Below are 15,131 nucleotides of genomic sequence, written 5' to 3'. Positions count from 1 at the left end.
ATGGTGCGCTAAATTCTAAGACAATTTGCTGAGAATTGCAATCTTTCGACAAGTCAAAAAATGCGTAAGTCTTGATCCACAAAAGGATTGTTGACAACACACTACATTTTGTCCACCACCTCGATTCCTAGCAATTCGAGGCCCTGCCGCAGCGTGCGGGCCGTCAGATCGCAAAGTATGAGGCGGTTTGCGCGCTGAACGGGATTGTCGGCCTTTAGCACTGGGCATTGTTCATAAAATGTCGAATAGCAATTGGCCAACGCGAACAGATAGTTCGTCAGATGATTCGGCCGATAATCGCTGACCACGGCGGCCAGCGCCTCTGAGAACCGCAGCAGTTCGAGCCCGAGCGCGCGCTCGGCCGGATGTTCGAGCTTCAATGCGCTGCCTCCCACGATCGTCGGACCTCCCGCCTGCAACTGACCCTTGGCAAAGATGCTCCGCACGCGGGCATGAGCATATTGCATGTAGGTCGCCGTATTGCCGTTCATCGCCAGCATTTTGTCGTAGCTGAAGACGTAATCGCTCGTGCGATTCTGCGACAGATCGGCATACTTGAGCGCGCCGATGCCGACCGCCTCGGCAACCCGCTGCCGCTCATCGGGCGGCAACTCCGGCCCGCTCGGTTTGGCGTCATCGTTCGCGCTGACGATGGCCTTCGCCCGCGTCACGGCTTCGTCCAGCAGGCCGGCCAGACCGACTGCCTCTCCCGAGCGGGCTTTGAAGGGCCGGCCATCGTCGCCGAGCACCGTGCCGAAGCTGATATGTTGCAGCTCGACTTGCGTGTATCCCCATTTCCGCGCCGTAACAAATAGCTGCTGGAAGTGCAAGCTCTGGCGATGATCGACGACGTAAAGGATCGCGTCGGGATGCCACTCGTTCATTCGATATTGGATCGCCGCCAAGTCGGTCGTGGCGTACAAGAACGCCCCGTCTTGCTTCTGGATCAAGAATGGCGGGGAGTCGGGCTGATCGTCCGAGAAAACTCCGACGGCCCCTTCGGAAACGCGCGCAATCCCTTGCTTCAAGAGATCCTGTACCACCCCGGAGAGCCGGTCGTGGTAAAAGCTCTCTCCAAGCGTGTGGTCGAACCGCACGCCGAGCCGCTCGTACGTCTCGCTGATGTCTTGAAGACAGTCGGGAAGAAACTCCTTCCAGAGGCGCAGATTTTCCGCGTCCCCTTCGTGCAGCTTGGCCGTCTCTTCCTGCACTCGCCAGCCGATGTCCGGATGAGCCGCCGCGAGTTTCGCGAGAGTCGGATCATCTCCGACTGCGGCCAGCGTCACTTGGAGTTCGTTGAGTTCGTTCCTCGCATCTTCGACCGCGCGGCGCGATTGCCGGAGCGATTTCTCGGCTTTCTTGTCTCCCGCGGCGGCCTTCGATTCCTCGCGATTCAAAGCGGCTTCCTGTTCGGTCAGCCGCGCCTGAAGTTTCGGGAGCCGCTCGCGCCCTTCGTGGTAGCTGACAAGCTGATTCACTTTCTTATAGATGAATCCCAGCTCTTCGCTCCGCTTCAAATGGGAAAGAGAAAACGCGTCGCGAAGATATTTATGTCCATAAATAATCATCCCGAACTGCGTGCCCCAGTCGCCGATGTGGTTGTCGCCGATCACCGAGTGACCGAGGAACTTGAGCGTGCGGTACAAGCTGTCGCCGATCACAGTCGACCGGATGTGGCCCACGTGCATCGGTTTGGCGACGTTCGGGGCAGAGTAGTCGACCACGAACGTTCGCGGCTTCGCGACCGGCTCGATCCCAAGCCGCGAATCAGCCGCGGCGGCCGCCAATTGCCGCTCGAGCCAGTCAGTCTTGAGCCGCAAATTAATGAACCCCGGCCCGGCGATCTCAGGCGGCTTGCACAACTCGGCGAGATCAAGCCGGCCGACCAAGTCAGCCGCGATTTCTCGCGGCGGGCGGCCCAGCTTCTTTGCCAACGGCATCGCGCAGTTGGCCTGATAGTCGCCAAACTTCGGGTCCTGACTCGGCCGAATCATCTCGACCAACTCGGCCAATTCCTTCGCACCGAGCCGATCACCGGTCATCGCGGAAAGCGCCGCTCGAAATCGTTCTTGCAATTGCGTCAGAATGTTCATGGTGCAACCGATTATCGCTTGACGAGGACAGTAAACAAGCCGTTTTGGTTCGGCAAGCATGACCGCCGACGTGGCCGACAATTGCGATGATATTGTGAACGCTCTCAGAGTCCGCCACGCTTGTCGCACTTGTTGGAAACCGCGGCAATTCTATACTTTTCTTTGTCGTGCGGCCCGCGCGGCGAACCTCCCTCACCCTGGCCCTCTCCCAGAGGGAGGATGTGCGGAGCGGCACTTTCAATTCTTGATAGCACCGAAATCACTGAGCCAAACGAATCCGAGTCCAGATGCTCAAAGTCAAACTTCCCGACGGCAGCGTGCGTGAATACAAGGAGCGGGTCCGGCCTATCGACGTGGCCGGCGATATTGGTCCCGGCTTGGCCAAGGCGACAATCGCCGCTGCGGTGAATGGCGAGACGGTTGATTCCACGACGCCGCTGCCAACCGATGGCGAAATCGCTCTGCGACTGCTCACCAAACGCGATCCCGAGGCCCTGCGGATCATGCGGCATTCGTGCGCGCATGTGATGGCTCGGGCGGTGATGCGGCTGTTCGATGGAGTGCAATTGGCATTTGGGCCGACGACCGAGAACGGCTTCTATTACGACATGAAGCTGCCGCGATCGCTCACCGAGGCCGATTTTCCGGCGATCGAGGCGGAGATGGCCCGGATCGTCAAGCAGAACGAGCCGTTCGAGCGGATCGACGAACCACGCGCGAAGGCCCTGGAACTCTGCCGCGAGTTGGGGCAGGATTTCAAGGTTGAGCATATCCAGGAAGGACTGGCAGATCAGGCGAGCCTGTCGTTCTACCGCCAAGGGGAATTCATTGATCTTTGCCGTGGTCGGCATATTCCGGCCGCCGGGGCGATCGGGGCGTTCAAGCTGCTCAATATCGCCGGCGCGTATTGGAAAGGGGACCAGGCGCGCGAGCAGTTGCAGCGGCTCTACGGCACCGCCTGGTTCAGCAAGGAGGACTTGGAGAACTATCTCAAAGCGGTCGAGGAGGCGAAGCGCCGCGACCATCGCGTGCTAGGAAAGCAGCTTGAATTGTTCACCACCAGTCCGCTAATCGGCTCGGGACTGATCCTCTGGCTGCCGAAAGGGGCCGTCATTCGCGGGCTATTGGAGAATTTCACGAAGGAAGAGCTGACCCGCCGCGGCTATACGCCGGTTTACACGCCACACATCGCTCGGATCGATCTCTACAAGATCTCCGGCCATTATCCGTATTACGCCGACAGCCAATTCAAGCCGATCGTGATGTCGGACGAGGAGCAGTATCTGCTGAAGCCGATGAACTGCCCGCACCACATCATGATCTACAAGGCTAAGCCGCGCAGCTATCGCGACCTGCCGGTGAGGCTGGCGGAGTTCGGCACCGTCTATCGCTACGAGCAGTCGGGCGAATTGGGCGGGCTGACGCGCGTGCGCGGCTTCACCCAGGATGATGCCCACATTTTCTGCACCGAGGATCAAGTGGCTGAGGAATTCCGCGGCTGCATCGATTTCACGCAGACCGTGCTCAAGGCGCTCGGGCTGACCGAATATCGCGCCCGGCTCGGCTTCCGCGACCCGTCGAGCGATAAGTATGTCGGCAGCGCTGAGGCTTGGAACAAGGCCGAGCGAGCGATCGAGCAAGTGGCCCGCGAGATGAACCTGCCCGGCTGCATTCCCGAAATCGGCGAGGCAGCGTTCTACGGGCCGAAGGTCGATTTCGTCGTGGCCGATTGCCTCGGCCGCGAATGGCAGCTTGGCACCGTGCAGTTGGACTACAACCTGCCGAGCGCCGAGCGGTTTGGCCTGGAATACGTCGGCGCGGACAACCACACTCACCGGCCGGTGATGATCCATCGCGCGCCGCTCGGCTCGATGGAGCGATTCGTCGGCGTGCTGATCGAGCATTTCGCCGGGGCGTTTCCGCTCTGGCTTGCGCCGGAGCAGGTGCGCGTGCTATCGCTCAGCGAAAAAGTGGAGACATTCGCTCGCGAGGTCGAGGCGAAGCTGCGAGCGGCCGGATTCCGGGCGACCGGCGATTATCGGGCTGAAAAAATCAACTCGAAGATTCGCGACGCCCAGCTTGAATTGATCCCCTATATGTTCGTCGTCGGCGGCAAGGAAGCGGCCGCGGGAACTGTCGCGGTCCGCGACCGCATCGACGGAGATTTAGGGGCGATGCCGCTCGAAACGGCGATCGAAAAGCTGGCCGCCGAAGTGCAATCGAAACAGGTTCGGCAAGTGGCCAAGCTGCCGAAGGTGGCAGCGGATCATGGCAGCGCGAATGAGTATTAACCGCCTAAACCAACGCCAACTGAACTTTGATCGCCTGTTCGACTGCTTGCAAACTCACTTTCGACAATCGGCCAAGAGAGTTCTTGAGGCGGGTTTTGCTGATAGTCGAAAGCTGGTCGGCCATTGCCTTGTGCCGCTTGCCCCTAACGATCACGTACGCCTCGCTGGGATACAACCGCTCGACATTGGAGGTCAAAGGGATGACCTGCACCCGATTGAGATACTTGTTTGAAGCGTCGTTGCTGACGATGACCGCGGGACGCTGCTTGCGTATCTCGCCGCCGACGGCCGGCTCGAAATTGACCCACCAGACCTCACCGCGCTTCATCGCCAATATCCCCGATGGTGGCTTCCGCCCATTCCAATGCCTCCGCTTCTCGAGTCTCTTCCTTGGCCATCTGCCGATAGGCGAGATCCAAGTCCTTACCCACGACAAAAGGACGAACCAAGGTTTCTATGAAATGACTGATGCGGCGTCTTCCGACAACAGTGTGGAGCCCTTGGTAAACGCGTTCGTCCACGGTGATAGTCAGTTTCTTTTGCATTTTATCGCACTCCTCTCGCATTACACGTATCATTATACGTATTATGACGCATACTTTCAAATGGCACAAGCTATATTTTCGAATGGCGACGTGATGCGCGCATACCCGTTGACTTAACACCGGCCGCCAGCCGATACTTACTCGGTTGTGCGGCGCCATCGGCGGTGCGGCATTGGCTTGCAGCGGCGGAAGTTTTCGTCCAACAGTCTTACAAAGGAGGAATTGGCAATCGAACGGTCACAGAGGATCAACGAACAAATCCGGATCACTCCCGTGCGCGTGATTTCGGGCGACGGCGCCTTGCTGGGCATCATGCCGACCGAACAGGCGATTCAAATTGCGAACGAGGCCGACCTGGATTTGGTCGAGGTCGCCCCTAACGAGCGGCCGCCGGTCTGCCGGATCATGGATTTCGGCAAATTCAAATACCAGCAGAAAAAGAAGCAGCACAAAACGCACATTCATCACAGCAAGATCAAAGAGATCCGCGTGCGGCCGAAGACGGGCGAGCACGATATCGACTTCAAGGTCAATCAGGCCCGCGGCTTTTTGGCCCATAAGGATAAAGTGGTGATTTCTGTCGTGTTCCGCGGTCGCGAGATCGCCCATGTCGAAGAGGGTCATCGCGTGATCAAGCAAATCCTGACGCAGCTTGAAGATATCGGCAAGGTCGACGCGGTGCCGCAACAGCAGGGCAAGCGGATCGTCTGCACTCTTTCGCCGAAATAACCCTCTTTTCGCCGTCAGTGGAAACCGTATAATGTGCGATTCTCCGGTGCCGCCCCTGGCGAGCGATATGCTTGCCGGCGGCCCGGATCGCTCCATTTGGCGAACGACCATGCCTAAGCAGAAAACTCACAAGGGTTCCAAGAAGCGGTTTCGGATCACCGCTCGCGGCAAGGTGATGCACCGCCAAGCCGGCACGAGCCACTTGAATAGCCGGTTGACCAAGAAACGCCGCCGCAACCTCCGCGGGACCCGCGTCCTCGACGGGATGGATGCCAATCGGATCACGATTGCCTTGGCGGGCGACAGCTACTGAGTGTTGGCGGCGAAGGGGACAGTCCCCTTTTGTTCCGAAGACTCCACAAAAGGGGACAGTCCCCGACCGACCATAAGCATCTGAACCATGCGAACTACAAGTGCCGTACCGCGTAATCGGGCTAAGAAGCGACTTTTCCAGAAGGTGAAGGGCTACGTCGGCGGTCGTCGGCGACTTCTGCGGACCGCCAAAGAAGCGCTCATCCGAGCTGGCGTCTACGCCACCCGCGACCGCCGTCTGCGCAAACGTGATTTCCGCAAGCTCTGGATTATCCGCATCAACGCGGCGGTCCGCGAGCGCGGCCTGCGCTACAGCGAATTCATTCATGGCCTCGAGCGAGCACAAATCGGCTTGGATCGCAAGTCGTTGGCCGAAATCGCATTTAGCGATCCGGCCGGATTCGACGCCATTGTCGAACAGGTCAAGAGTTCGCTCGTCTCGGCCTGATCCGTCGTCGGCATTCTCCTTTGCGCCTCGCTCCGCGTATCCTATGATCGGGGCTTGTTGATTCCTGCTCCACGCCGATGTCGGCCTGCGGAACCAACGAATCACGATCGAGAACGCGAACGTGGCTCTAGCGGATTTCCTTGGCGAACTTGAGCGACTCTTAGCCGCGGGGCAGGCCGCCTTCGACGCCGCGCCCGATGCCAATGCGCTCGAAGCGGCGCGGGTCGAGTTTCTCGGGGCCAAGAGCGGCCGCCTGAAGGCCGCCCAAAAAGGTCTCGGCGCCGTGCCCGCCACCGACAAGCCGACGGCTGGCAAGCGTTTCAACGACGTGAAGCAATCGCTCGAGGCGGCGCTGTCCACGGCGCAAGCGCGACTGAGCACGACTGCGGCTGTCGGCGGTGCAACCCCATTCGATCCCACGCTTCCCGGCATTCGCCCGACGCTCGGCCATCTGCACCCGATCACGCAGACAATCGAAGAACTCAAAGAGATCATGGGCCGGCTCGGTTTCACCGTGGCGGACGGTCCCGAAATCGAAGACGAGCGGCACAATTTCGAGGCGCTGAACATTCCGGCCGACCATCCGGCGCGCGACCCGCTGGAGAATTTTTTCTTGGCGACGGCGGGAAGGGAATTCGGCAGGCGGCAGGAGGCAGGAGGCAGTCGGAGGTCGGAGGTCGGAGATCTCAAGACGCAGGTGGCAGGCGCCGTCCGTCGTTTAGCCACGACCCAGAGCGCAGCGCCGGGGAGCGCGTCATCGCCGCTCTTATTGCGCAGCCAAACGAGCACGGTGCAAATCCGGGTCATGGAGCAGCAGCCGCCACCGGTGCGGATCATCGCCCTGGGGCGAGTCTACCGCCCGGACACTGCCGACGCGACACATTACCCGATGTTTCATCAGATCGAAGGTCTGTTGATCGATCGCCAGGTGACGATGGCCGATTTGAAGAGCGTTCTGCGGCTGTTTGCCCGCAGCTTCTTGGGCCGCGACGTGCATATCCGTTTCCGGCCATCGTTCTTCCCGTTCACCGAGCCCAGCGTCGAAGTGGACATGAGCTGGGGAGAGCGGTGGATCGAGATGGGGGGCGCCGGTATGGTCGATCCGAACGTGCTTCGGGCGGTCGGCTACGATCCGGAAGAAGTCACCGGCTTCGCATTCGGCCTCGGCGTTGAACGCGTTTGCGCCCGCCGTCACGGCGTCTCCGACATCCGCGAATTCTACAAGAACGACATCCGCTTCCTGCATCAGTTCTGAAACCCCTCATCCCTCGCCCCTCTCCATGATCGTCTCCTTTAACTGGCTCAAAGACTATGCGGCGATCGATGTGCCGGCTGAAGAGCTGACGCGGCGGTTGATGCTGGCCGGCTTAAACCACGAGGAGACCAGCCGCATCGGCGAAGACTTGGCCATCGATCTCGAGGTGACCAGCAATCGGCCCGATTGCCTGGGGCATATCGGGATCGCCCGCGAGGCGGCGGTGCTGTTGAGTCGGCAGCTCAAGCTGCCCGAGGCCAAGCCGCGCGAGGGCAAAGCCATTGCCGCGGAGTTGACGCGCGTCACGCTTGATTGCACGACGCTTTGCCCGCGGTATACGGCCCGTGTGATTCGCGGCGTCAAGGTCGGTCCTAGCCCGACGTGGCTGGTCGCGCGGCTGGCGACGCTCGGAATCGCTGCAATCAACAATGTCGTCGATATCACGAACTACGTGCTGATGGAGACGGGCCAGCCGCTGCATGCCTTCGATTTGGCCAAGCTCGAAGGGCGCGAAATCATCGTCCGGGCGGCCCGACCATGCGAGCCGTTCGAGGCGATCAACCACAAGTCATACGAACTCGAAGCCGGCATGTGCGTCATCGCGGATCGCCGCCGAGCGGTCGCGATCGGCGGCGTCATGGGAGGAGCGGACACCGAGGTGTCGGCCGGCACTGCCGATTTGCTCATCGAATCGGCCGAGTTCGCTTCCGTCTCGATCCGCGCGACCGCACGACGATTGAACTTGCACAGTGATTCGTCATATCGCTTCGAGCGCGGCGTCGATCCAAACGGCGTCGATTGGGCGAGCCGCCGAGCTTGCGAATTGATCTTGGAGTTGGCCGGCGGAGAATTGGCCAGCGGAGTGGTTGATGTCGGCCGGCAACCGGTTCCTCGCGAACCAGTCGTCCTGCGGCTCTCCCAACTCAAGCGAATCCTCGGTATTGAAATCGATCCCGCCGAGGTCCGCCGGATCCTCGCATCGCTCGGCAATCGCGAGGTTCGAGCCGATGCCGAGGGGATTGAAGTCGTTCCTCCGAGCTGGCGGCGCGATCTGTCGCGCGAGATCGATCTGGTGGAAGAGGTCGCGCGAATTCATGGTTACGATGCGATTCCCGAGGATGTCGGAGTGCCGATGGCGGCTTCGGCGCGGGGCCGATTGGACCTCGTGCTGGCGAAGGTGCGGCAGGTCCTCGCCGCCGCCGGAGTGGATGAAGCGATGACGATCAGCGTCGTCGAGCCGGCCGCGTCCGAGGCGTTCAGCCCCTGGACCGACGCCGCGCCTCTGCAGCTTTCCATCCCGATCCTTCGCCGGGCCGATCTCTTGCGGCGGAGTTTGATCCCGAGCCTGCTTATCGCGCGGCGCACGAATGAAACGCTCGCCAATCCGCCGGTCGAACTATTTGAGACCGCTCGCACCTATTTGCCGCGAGAGGGCGAATTGCCCATCGAGGAGATGATGCTGGCGATCACGAGCGGCCGCGATTTCTTCGCGGTAAAGGGGATTCTGGAAGCGGTGCTCGAGAGCCTCAATCCAGCCGCCGCGCTCGAAGTGACCGAATTTCAGCACAAATTATTCGCGCCCGGGCGAGCCTGCGAATTGCGGCTTGCCGGCGAGCGATTCGGTTATGTGGGCGAAATCGGGGTGGATGGCTTGAAGCAATTCGAACTTCGCGGGCCGAGCACCGTGGCCGAAGTTCGCGTCGCGCTGTTGGAAAGTATCGCCAATCTCGCCCCGCAAGCGAGCGAATTGTCGCCGTATCCGGCGGTCGAGCGCGACGTCAATCTCGTGCTGGCGGAACAAGTTCGCTGGGGCGCCGTTGCCGCGACAATCCAGGCCGCGGCGGGGGAGAATCTCGAGCAGCTCGTCTATCGCGACACGTATCGCGATCCCGAGCGATTGGGAATCGGCAAGAAGAGCTTCTTGTTCACGCTCATCCTGCGCGGCCGAAAAGCCACGCTCACCAGCGCCGAGGCCGATCAAGCTCGCGACGCGGTAGTTGCCGCGTGCGCAAAAGCGCATGGCGCTCAGTTGCGAGCCTGAAGCGTGAGGGAAAGGTCGATTCGCTATTTCGGTTTCGCGATAGCCGGTTCGCGGGGAATCTGCCGCGCACCGCACCACAAGTGCTCCAGCGCGTAATACTCGCGGGCTTCCTCGTCGAAGAGGTGGACCACAACGTCGCCGTAATCCAAAAGAATCCAGCGCCCCTCGACGTAGCCTTCGATCCCGAGCCGGTGGTCGCCTAGAGTTTCCTCGAGGGTGCGGTCGATTTCCTCGCTGATGGCGTGCATTTGCCGGCGACTGGAACCAGTCACCAGCACGAAGTAGTCGAAGATGGAAGTCAGCTCCCGCATGTCGAGAATGACGATGTCGCGGCCCCGATTCTCTTCCGCGACTTTGGCGGCAGTTAAAGCGAGCTGCAGACTGCGGTCGGGGCGCTCGGCTGGGGTCGCCGCCCGACGGATGGTGGAGCTTGCCAAATGGCCCTCGTTGTGAGAAAAACTGCATCCGGTCTATTCCGCATGCCGGCGCGTAAGGGATTTCATCTCTATTTTACTCTACCCTTTCAGCCAATCCAGTGGCGAAGACAATGGATTTGAATAGAATGTTCGCTTCCGGAAAATAGGGAGATTCGATCATGAGCGATTGGGCCGCGGAAGGCGATAAGGCGCCGGATTTCACGCTCTCCTCCGACAACGGGACGAAGGTCAAGCTATCGGCGCTGAAGGGGCATCCAGTCGTGCTCTATTTCTATCCCAAGGACGATACTCCCGGCTGCACCGCCGAAGCCTGCGCCTTCCGCGACCGCAAGGCGGAGATCGCCAAACTCGGGGCAAAGCTATTCGGCATCAGCGCCGACACGCTCGAAAGCCACGGTCAGTTTCGCGACAAATTCAGTTTGAATTTCCCGCTCCTGGCCGACCTCGATCACAAAGTGGCCGAGCGCTACGGGGCCTGGCGCGAAAAGAACATGTACGGCAAGAAGTTCATGGGCATCCAACGCTCGACCTTCTTGATCGACTGCGACGGGAAAATCGCGAAGGTCTGGAAGAGCGTCAAAGTCGCCGGGCACGATCAGCAGGTGATCGACGCGCTGGCAACGCTCTAGCGAGCAAGGATGATCCCCAGTCCTCGGGCTTTCCGGTCGTCGGGATGCGAACCCGATTCGGGAGAGGTTGATCGCAATGGCTAGCGAACAATTTCCAGTTCAACTGGTCCACCAACAAGGCGGCACTTTTCAAGGGGTATTCGCGATTGTACCGGGTTTGCCACATCGCCAATGTCGCCTCACTTTTCGACACGACGATGGCGAGATTACGGGCGAAGCATTCGATTACTTCGAAGCGATGTGCCAGATTCGGAATCAACTCGAAGCAATCGGATATCGTCCAGCGTGTTATGGGGCAAGTCGAAATGTTTATCCGTCGGGGATGGCTCGCGACATGGGCAGAGGTCTGAAGGCATATAAGCTATACCTTGGCCGCGTGTCGACGAGATCGGATCTCGTGGGGATCTTTGCCACGGGAGGCGATCTGGATTTGGTCTCAGTTGAAGACCAGAGGGCGTTCTGGAAAAGCTGGTGGAAAAGTTTGCTGGACGGGCCAACATTCGACAAGATGTTTCCCGAAGGATAGCCAATTGATTCTTGGCGAGGGTCTCGCACACTTCGCCAGACTACGTCGGTTTCCGCGGGACCCTCACTCCTCACCGAGTTTGATATGGCTCGGCAAATCTCGGGCCGGCAATTGCGTGTAGTCTTTGTTGATCGAATGCCGAATCCGATTTGCCACTTGTTCGGACACTGTCTCCCGCAGCAGGCCGAGAAAATGCGGCGGAGCGACCAGCACAAGCTGCTCAAACCGATTGTGATTGAAACCCTGCTCTAGGAACTCGGCGAGCGACCGGGCGAACGCCTGGGCCTCGACTTCCTTGGGATCGGTCGGATCATCCATCGCCGGCCGGCTTCCCGCGCCGAAGCTCTGCCGCACGCGGCCCGGCACGTCCGTGGTCAGATCGGTCGCCTTGGCGCGGCTTGCCGGATGGTCCAGTTCCTTCTTCAAGAGCCACGGCTGGTTCGGTTTGTTGTTTTCGGGAACGGAGAAAACCCTCGCTCGGCTAGCATCGGCAACCAATATCCGTTGTTTCATGGCTCTTAACCTCCAGATGAATCCGAGAATCCGGGTATCGGCCAATATTGTAGCCATTCAATTCTATGCGTCGATGATTCGCTCGGCCTTCACCAATTATTCGAGTTCCGAGACAGCCGCCGCCGCGTCATGCCCGACGCGCCGAACCGCTTGCCCCATCTTGGCTTGCTTCTTCTCTGGCGGCCGCTATGGTTACTATGGACGGCTGGTTCACAGTTCCTTTCTGTCCTTTCTGCGCTCGATTATGCCCGAGAATAAGCCCCACCGCCAAATCATCCCGTGGATCGTGTGCGGCCTCGTGGTGTGGGGAATCTATCTTGCAGTCGGCGATTTTTTGCGAAATCATAATCTGCTCCGCTCGTTGACCACGATCGTATGCGTGGCAATTTTCCTGGCGGTTTGGCTGACGGCGCTTGCGATTCGCCGCGGCCGCCGCGATCCCGAGGACGAGGAGCCCGGCGAATGCGTTCCTCACACGCCGCATGAGGAATCGTCGCGCGGAGCTTGAAGAGCACAAAATCAAGGGTCTGCCATGTCGCGTTCGCGCATCGCCGCTGCCCAGGCGACTTCCGCCGCCACGACCCTCGCCGGGCTGTCGATCGGCGAGTATCTCATCCGCCGCCTGCAGGATTACGGCATTCGCGATGTGTTCGGAATTCCTGGGGATTACATCCTCAGCTTCTACCACATGCTCGACGAGAGCCCGATCAATATGGTCGGCTGCACGCGCGAGGATTGCGCCGGTTTCGCCGCCGACGCCTATGCGCGGGTCAACGGGATGGGGGCCGTTTGCGTGACGTATTGCGTCGGCGGATTGAGCCTGTGCAATTCGATCGCCGGGGCGTATGCGGAAAAATCCGCCGTGGTCGTCATTAGCGGCTCGCCCGGGATGCGCGAGCGGATCAATAATCCGCTGTTGCACCATAAGGTGAAGGACTTTCGGACCCAGGCAGAAGTCTTCGAGAAGATCTGCGCGGCGTGCGCCGAATTGACCGAGCCTTCGACCGCGTTTCGGGAGATCGACCGCGTGCTCGACACGGCCGCCCGCACGAAGCGCCCCGTCTATATCGAGCTGCCGCGCGACATGGTGAACGTCGTCCCCGACGTGCCCTATCCGTTCCGTTCGCTGGAGCCGGTGAGCGAACCGGAAACACTGAGCGAGGCAGTCGCCGAAGCGATCGAGTGGATCAATCGCAGCCAGCGGGTGGTGATCGTAGCCGGGGTCGAGATCCATCGGTTCGGTCTGCAAGACGACGTGGTGGCTCTGGCCGAGGGATCGAACATCGCCTTCGCCGCGACCATTCTCGGCAAGAGCGTCATCAGCGAATTGCACCCGCTCTATGTCGGCCTGTATGAAGGGGCGATGGGGCACGAGGAGGTGACGACGTTCGTCGAGGAGAGCGATTGCGTCATCTTGCTCGGCACGTTCATGACCGATCTGAATCTCGGCGTCTTCACTGCCAACCTCAATTCGGCGAATTGCATTTACGCCACGAGCGAGCAGCTCCGGATTCGGCATCATCATTTCCAGGGCGTGCTGCTGCCGGATTTCATCCGGGCGCTCGCCGCGGCTCGGCCGAGGCCGCCGGCTCGCCCTCTCCCATCGCCGCCAAAGCGCCGGGACGAGCGGTTTCAGCTCCAGCCCGACGCCCCGATCACGATCGCCCGCCTGATGGCCCGGCTGAACGAATCCTTGACCGACGACACGGCGATCATCGCCGACGTGGGAGACGCGCTGTTCGCGGCGACGGAATTGGTCGTCCGCACCCGCACGACGTTCATCTCCCCGGCCTATTACACGTCGATGGGCTTTGCCGTGCCCGCGGCGCTCGGCGTGCAGGTCGCCCAGCCGACGCTGCGCGTGATCGCCATTGTCGGGGACGGGGCGTTCCAAATGACCTGCAACGAATTGTCGACGATCGTCCGGCACGGCTTCCCGACGATCGTGATCGTGCTCGACAATCGCGGCTACGGCACCGAGCGGGTGCTGCATCCGGGGAACTTCAACGACATCAACCCGTGGCAATACCATAAGCTGCCGCAAATCTTCAACGGCGGCGCCGGCTACGAGGTTCGCACCGAAGGCCAGTTCGACGAAGCGCTCCGCCGCGCCCTGGCCGACACCAATGGCATGAGCCTGATCCAGGCGCATATCGGGCTCGACGACCACAGCAGCGCCCTGCGCCGGCTGGCGGATCGGTTGAGCAAGCGCGTGTGATTGTCTTCCGGCCGCATCCGCCGTGCTTGTAACGCGGCTGTAACATGCAGGGCGATCTGTCAATCGCCGGAAACTTTCCGCGGCTATGATACGTCTAAGTCGTGGGAATTCACCATCCCGTTGTTTCATCCCGGACACGATTTTTGAGGAGCGCCCACTATGAACGCCGTTCGCCGATTCATTCCCGTGGTGTGTCTGTTTTCCACGCTGGCCTTCGCTTCCGTCGGGCGCGGTGCGGACGATCCTGCCGCCAAGAAGGACGACGCAAAGCCCAAAGACGATTCATTCTCGACCAAAGGCAAGCTCGACGAGGTGACCGTCTATCGCGGGCAAGCGCTCGTCACTCGGTTGATCGAGGTGCCCGGCCCAGCGGGCTTGCGCGAGGTGGTTGTCACCGAACTGCCCGAACGGGTGCAGCCGGCCAGCCTGTATGCCGAGAGCGCGGACGGGGTCGAGGTCCGCAGCGTGCTGTATCGCATCCGGCCGGTCGAGCAGGACGTGCGCGAAGAAGTCCGCAAGCTGGACGACGAGATTCGCGGCGTGCAGGATTCGGTCCAAATGAACAACGCGCAGACCACGCTGCTGAACACCGAGACGGCTTACCTGAACAAGCTCGAGCAATTCACCGCTCCGACTGCGAACGCGGAATTGACGAAGGGAGTGTTGAACGCAGAGACGCTCAAGGCACTAACATCCTTCATTTTCGACCAGCGACAGCTTATTTCGACAAAAGTGATGAAGCTGATGTTTGAATTGCGCGACTTGAACGACAAGCTCAACACGCTCAACCGCCAGCGCGAGGTACTGACCGGCGGTTCGGCCAAGACGATCCGCGAGGCCGTCGTGTTCGTCAATCTGAAAGAGGCCGGGGGCAAGCTGCGGCTTCGCTATCTGGTCGATGGGGCCAACTGGTCTCCTTCGTATAACGCCCGCACCGACACCAAACATCAGCAGGTGATGGTCGAGTACAACGCCTCGATCGAGCAGATGAGCGGCGAGGATTGGAACGACGTGACGATGGCCCTCTCGACCGCCACGCCGTCGCTGGTGGCCAAGGCCCCGGTGCTCGAGCCGCTCTCGATCGCGCTCAGCGC

The 15,131-nt window shown here is 60.4% G+C and carries 15 protein-coding genes; 10 read left to right on the top strand and 5 right to left on the bottom strand.

Translation table 11 applies throughout. The annotated features are described in order from the left end of the window. Positions 1-101: 101 nt before the first annotated feature. Positions 102-2,093: an arginine--tRNA ligase gene (gene argS, locus VGY55_08605; GenBank protein HEV2970037.1), complete on the bottom strand. Its 1,992-nt coding sequence runs from the start codon at positions 2,091-2,093 to the stop codon at positions 102-104. A gap of 287 nt (positions 2,094-2,380) precedes the next feature. On the opposite strand from argS, the gene thrS reads away from it, so the two are divergent. After that, positions 2,381-4,384: a threonine--tRNA ligase gene (gene thrS, locus VGY55_08600; GenBank protein ID HEV2970036.1), complete on the top strand. Its 2,004-nt coding sequence runs from the start codon at positions 2,381-2,383 to the stop codon at positions 4,382-4,384. A 4-nt stretch (positions 4,385-4,388) separates the two neighbouring features. On the opposite strand, the gene VGY55_08595 is transcribed toward thrS, so the two are convergent. Together VGY55_08595 and VGY55_08590 are read right to left on the bottom strand one after the other, a co-directional pair. Continuing rightward, on the bottom strand, positions 4,389-4,712 hold the full coding sequence (locus VGY55_08595) for a type II toxin-antitoxin system PemK/MazF family toxin (GenBank protein ID HEV2970035.1): 324 nt from the start codon (positions 4,710-4,712) through the stop codon (positions 4,389-4,391). After that, positions 4,699-4,929: a hypothetical protein gene (locus VGY55_08590; GenBank protein HEV2970034.1), complete on the bottom strand. Its 231-nt coding sequence runs from the start codon at positions 4,927-4,929 to the stop codon at positions 4,699-4,701. Before VGY55_08590 ends, VGY55_08595 begins: the two co-directional genes overlap by 14 nt. A 222-nt stretch (positions 4,930-5,151) precedes the next feature. On the opposite strand from VGY55_08590, the gene infC reads away from it, so the two are divergent. The 5 genes from infC to pheT all read left to right on the top strand — a co-directional run bounded on the left by infC (position 5,152) and on the right by pheT (position 9,714). Next, positions 5,152-5,658, top strand: coding sequence for a translation initiation factor IF-3 (gene infC / locus VGY55_08585; protein ID HEV2970033.1), 507 nt, complete (start codon positions 5,152-5,154; stop codon positions 5,656-5,658). 109 nt (positions 5,659-5,767) lie between these two features. Beyond that, positions 5,768-5,971: a 50S ribosomal protein L35 gene (gene rpmI / locus VGY55_08580; protein HEV2970032.1), complete on the top strand. Its 204-nt coding sequence runs from the start codon at positions 5,768-5,770 to the stop codon at positions 5,969-5,971. An 87-nt stretch (positions 5,972-6,058) separates the two neighbouring features. Next, a complete protein-coding gene (rplT, locus tag VGY55_08575) occupies positions 6,059-6,418 on the top strand; it encodes a 50S ribosomal protein L20 (protein ID HEV2970031.1) in 360 nt (119 codons plus the stop codon). A 121-nt stretch (positions 6,419-6,539) separates the two neighbouring features. Further along, a complete protein-coding gene (gene pheS / locus VGY55_08570) occupies positions 6,540-7,673 on the top strand; it encodes a phenylalanine--tRNA ligase subunit alpha (protein ID HEV2970030.1) in 1,134 nt (377 codons plus the stop codon). Between the two features lie 25 nt (positions 7,674-7,698). Continuing rightward, positions 7,699-9,714 carry a phenylalanine--tRNA ligase subunit beta gene (pheT, locus tag VGY55_08565; protein ID HEV2970029.1) on the top strand — a complete coding sequence of 672 codons (2,016 nt, stop codon included), beginning with the start codon at positions 7,699-7,701 and terminating at the stop codon, positions 9,712-9,714. 23 nt (positions 9,715-9,737) lie between these two features. Here pheT and rsfS read toward each other — a convergent pair whose 3' ends face one another. Then, positions 9,738-10,151 carry a ribosome silencing factor gene (rsfS, locus tag VGY55_08560; GenBank protein HEV2970028.1) on the bottom strand — a complete coding sequence of 138 codons (414 nt, stop codon included), beginning with the start codon at positions 10,149-10,151 and terminating at the stop codon, positions 9,738-9,740. Between the two features lie 158 nt (positions 10,152-10,309). On the opposite strand from rsfS, the gene bcp reads away from it, so the two are divergent. Next, the gene (bcp, locus tag VGY55_08555; GenBank protein HEV2970027.1) at positions 10,310-10,780 is read left to right on the top strand and encodes a thioredoxin-dependent thiol peroxidase; all 471 of its coding nucleotides are present in this window, start codon (positions 10,310-10,312) and stop codon (positions 10,778-10,780) included. A gap of 589 nt (positions 10,781-11,369) precedes the next feature. On the opposite strand, the gene VGY55_08550 is transcribed toward bcp, so the two are convergent. After that, positions 11,370-11,819 (bottom strand): host attachment protein, encoded by a 450-nt coding sequence (locus VGY55_08550; protein HEV2970026.1) that lies wholly within the window; start codon positions 11,817-11,819, stop codon positions 11,370-11,372. 244 nt (positions 11,820-12,063) lie between these two features. Here VGY55_08550 and VGY55_08545 point away from each other — a divergent pair, with 244 nt between their 5' ends. The 3 genes from VGY55_08545 to VGY55_08535 all read left to right on the top strand — a co-directional run. Next, positions 12,064-12,327 carry a hypothetical protein gene (locus VGY55_08545; GenBank protein HEV2970025.1) on the top strand — a complete coding sequence of 88 codons (264 nt, stop codon included), beginning with the start codon at positions 12,064-12,066 and terminating at the stop codon, positions 12,325-12,327. 24 nt (positions 12,328-12,351) lie between these two features. Continuing rightward, entirely contained in the window at positions 12,352-14,037 is a 1,686-nt protein-coding gene (locus VGY55_08540; protein HEV2970024.1) for a thiamine pyrophosphate-dependent enzyme, read from the top strand. A gap of 159 nt (positions 14,038-14,196) precedes the next feature. Next, positions 14,197-15,131 (top strand): mucoidy inhibitor MuiA family protein (locus VGY55_08535; protein HEV2970023.1); only part of this gene is annotated, 935 nt, incomplete at its 3' end.

It is taken from the genome of Pirellulales bacterium, assembly GCA_035939775.1.
In the GTDB taxonomy this organism is placed as follows: domain Bacteria; phylum Planctomycetota; class Planctomycetia; order Pirellulales; family DATAWG01; genus DASZFO01.
The sequence above is the reverse complement of the archived record's forward strand: the minus strand, read 5'-3'. Positions and strand labels throughout refer to the sequence as shown.

Excerpts from the sequence above, each read along its gene's own strand:
- argS (HEV2970037.1), bottom strand. The coding sequence starts at position 2,093 with ATGAACATTCTGACGCAATTGCAAGAACGATTTCGAGCGGCGCTTTCC.
- pheT (HEV2970029.1), top strand. The coding sequence starts at position 7,699 with ATGATCGTCTCCTTTAACTGGCTCAAAGACTATGCGGCGATCGATGTG.
- VGY55_08545 (HEV2970025.1), top strand. The coding sequence starts at position 12,064 with ATGCCCGAGAATAAGCCCCACCGCCAAATCATCCCGTGGATCGTGTGC.
- VGY55_08595 (HEV2970035.1), bottom strand. The coding sequence starts at position 4,712 with ATGAAGCGCGGTGAGGTCTGGTGGGTCAATTTCGAGCCGGCCGTCGGC.
- thrS (HEV2970036.1), top strand. The coding sequence starts at position 2,381 with ATGCTCAAAGTCAAACTTCCCGACGGCAGCGTGCGTGAATACAAGGAG.
- bcp (HEV2970027.1), top strand. The coding sequence starts at position 10,310 with ATGAGCGATTGGGCCGCGGAAGGCGATAAGGCGCCGGATTTCACGCTC.
- rpmI (HEV2970032.1), top strand. The coding sequence starts at position 5,768 with ATGCCTAAGCAGAAAACTCACAAGGGTTCCAAGAAGCGGTTTCGGATC.
- VGY55_08540 (HEV2970024.1), top strand. The coding sequence starts at position 12,352 with ATGTCGCGTTCGCGCATCGCCGCTGCCCAGGCGACTTCCGCCGCCACG.
- rplT (HEV2970031.1), top strand. The coding sequence starts at position 6,059 with ATGCGAACTACAAGTGCCGTACCGCGTAATCGGGCTAAGAAGCGACTT.
- VGY55_08550 (HEV2970026.1), bottom strand. The coding sequence starts at position 11,819 with ATGAAACAACGGATATTGGTTGCCGATGCTAGCCGAGCGAGGGTTTTC.
- VGY55_08590 (HEV2970034.1), bottom strand. The coding sequence starts at position 4,929 with ATGCAAAAGAAACTGACTATCACCGTGGACGAACGCGTTTACCAAGGG.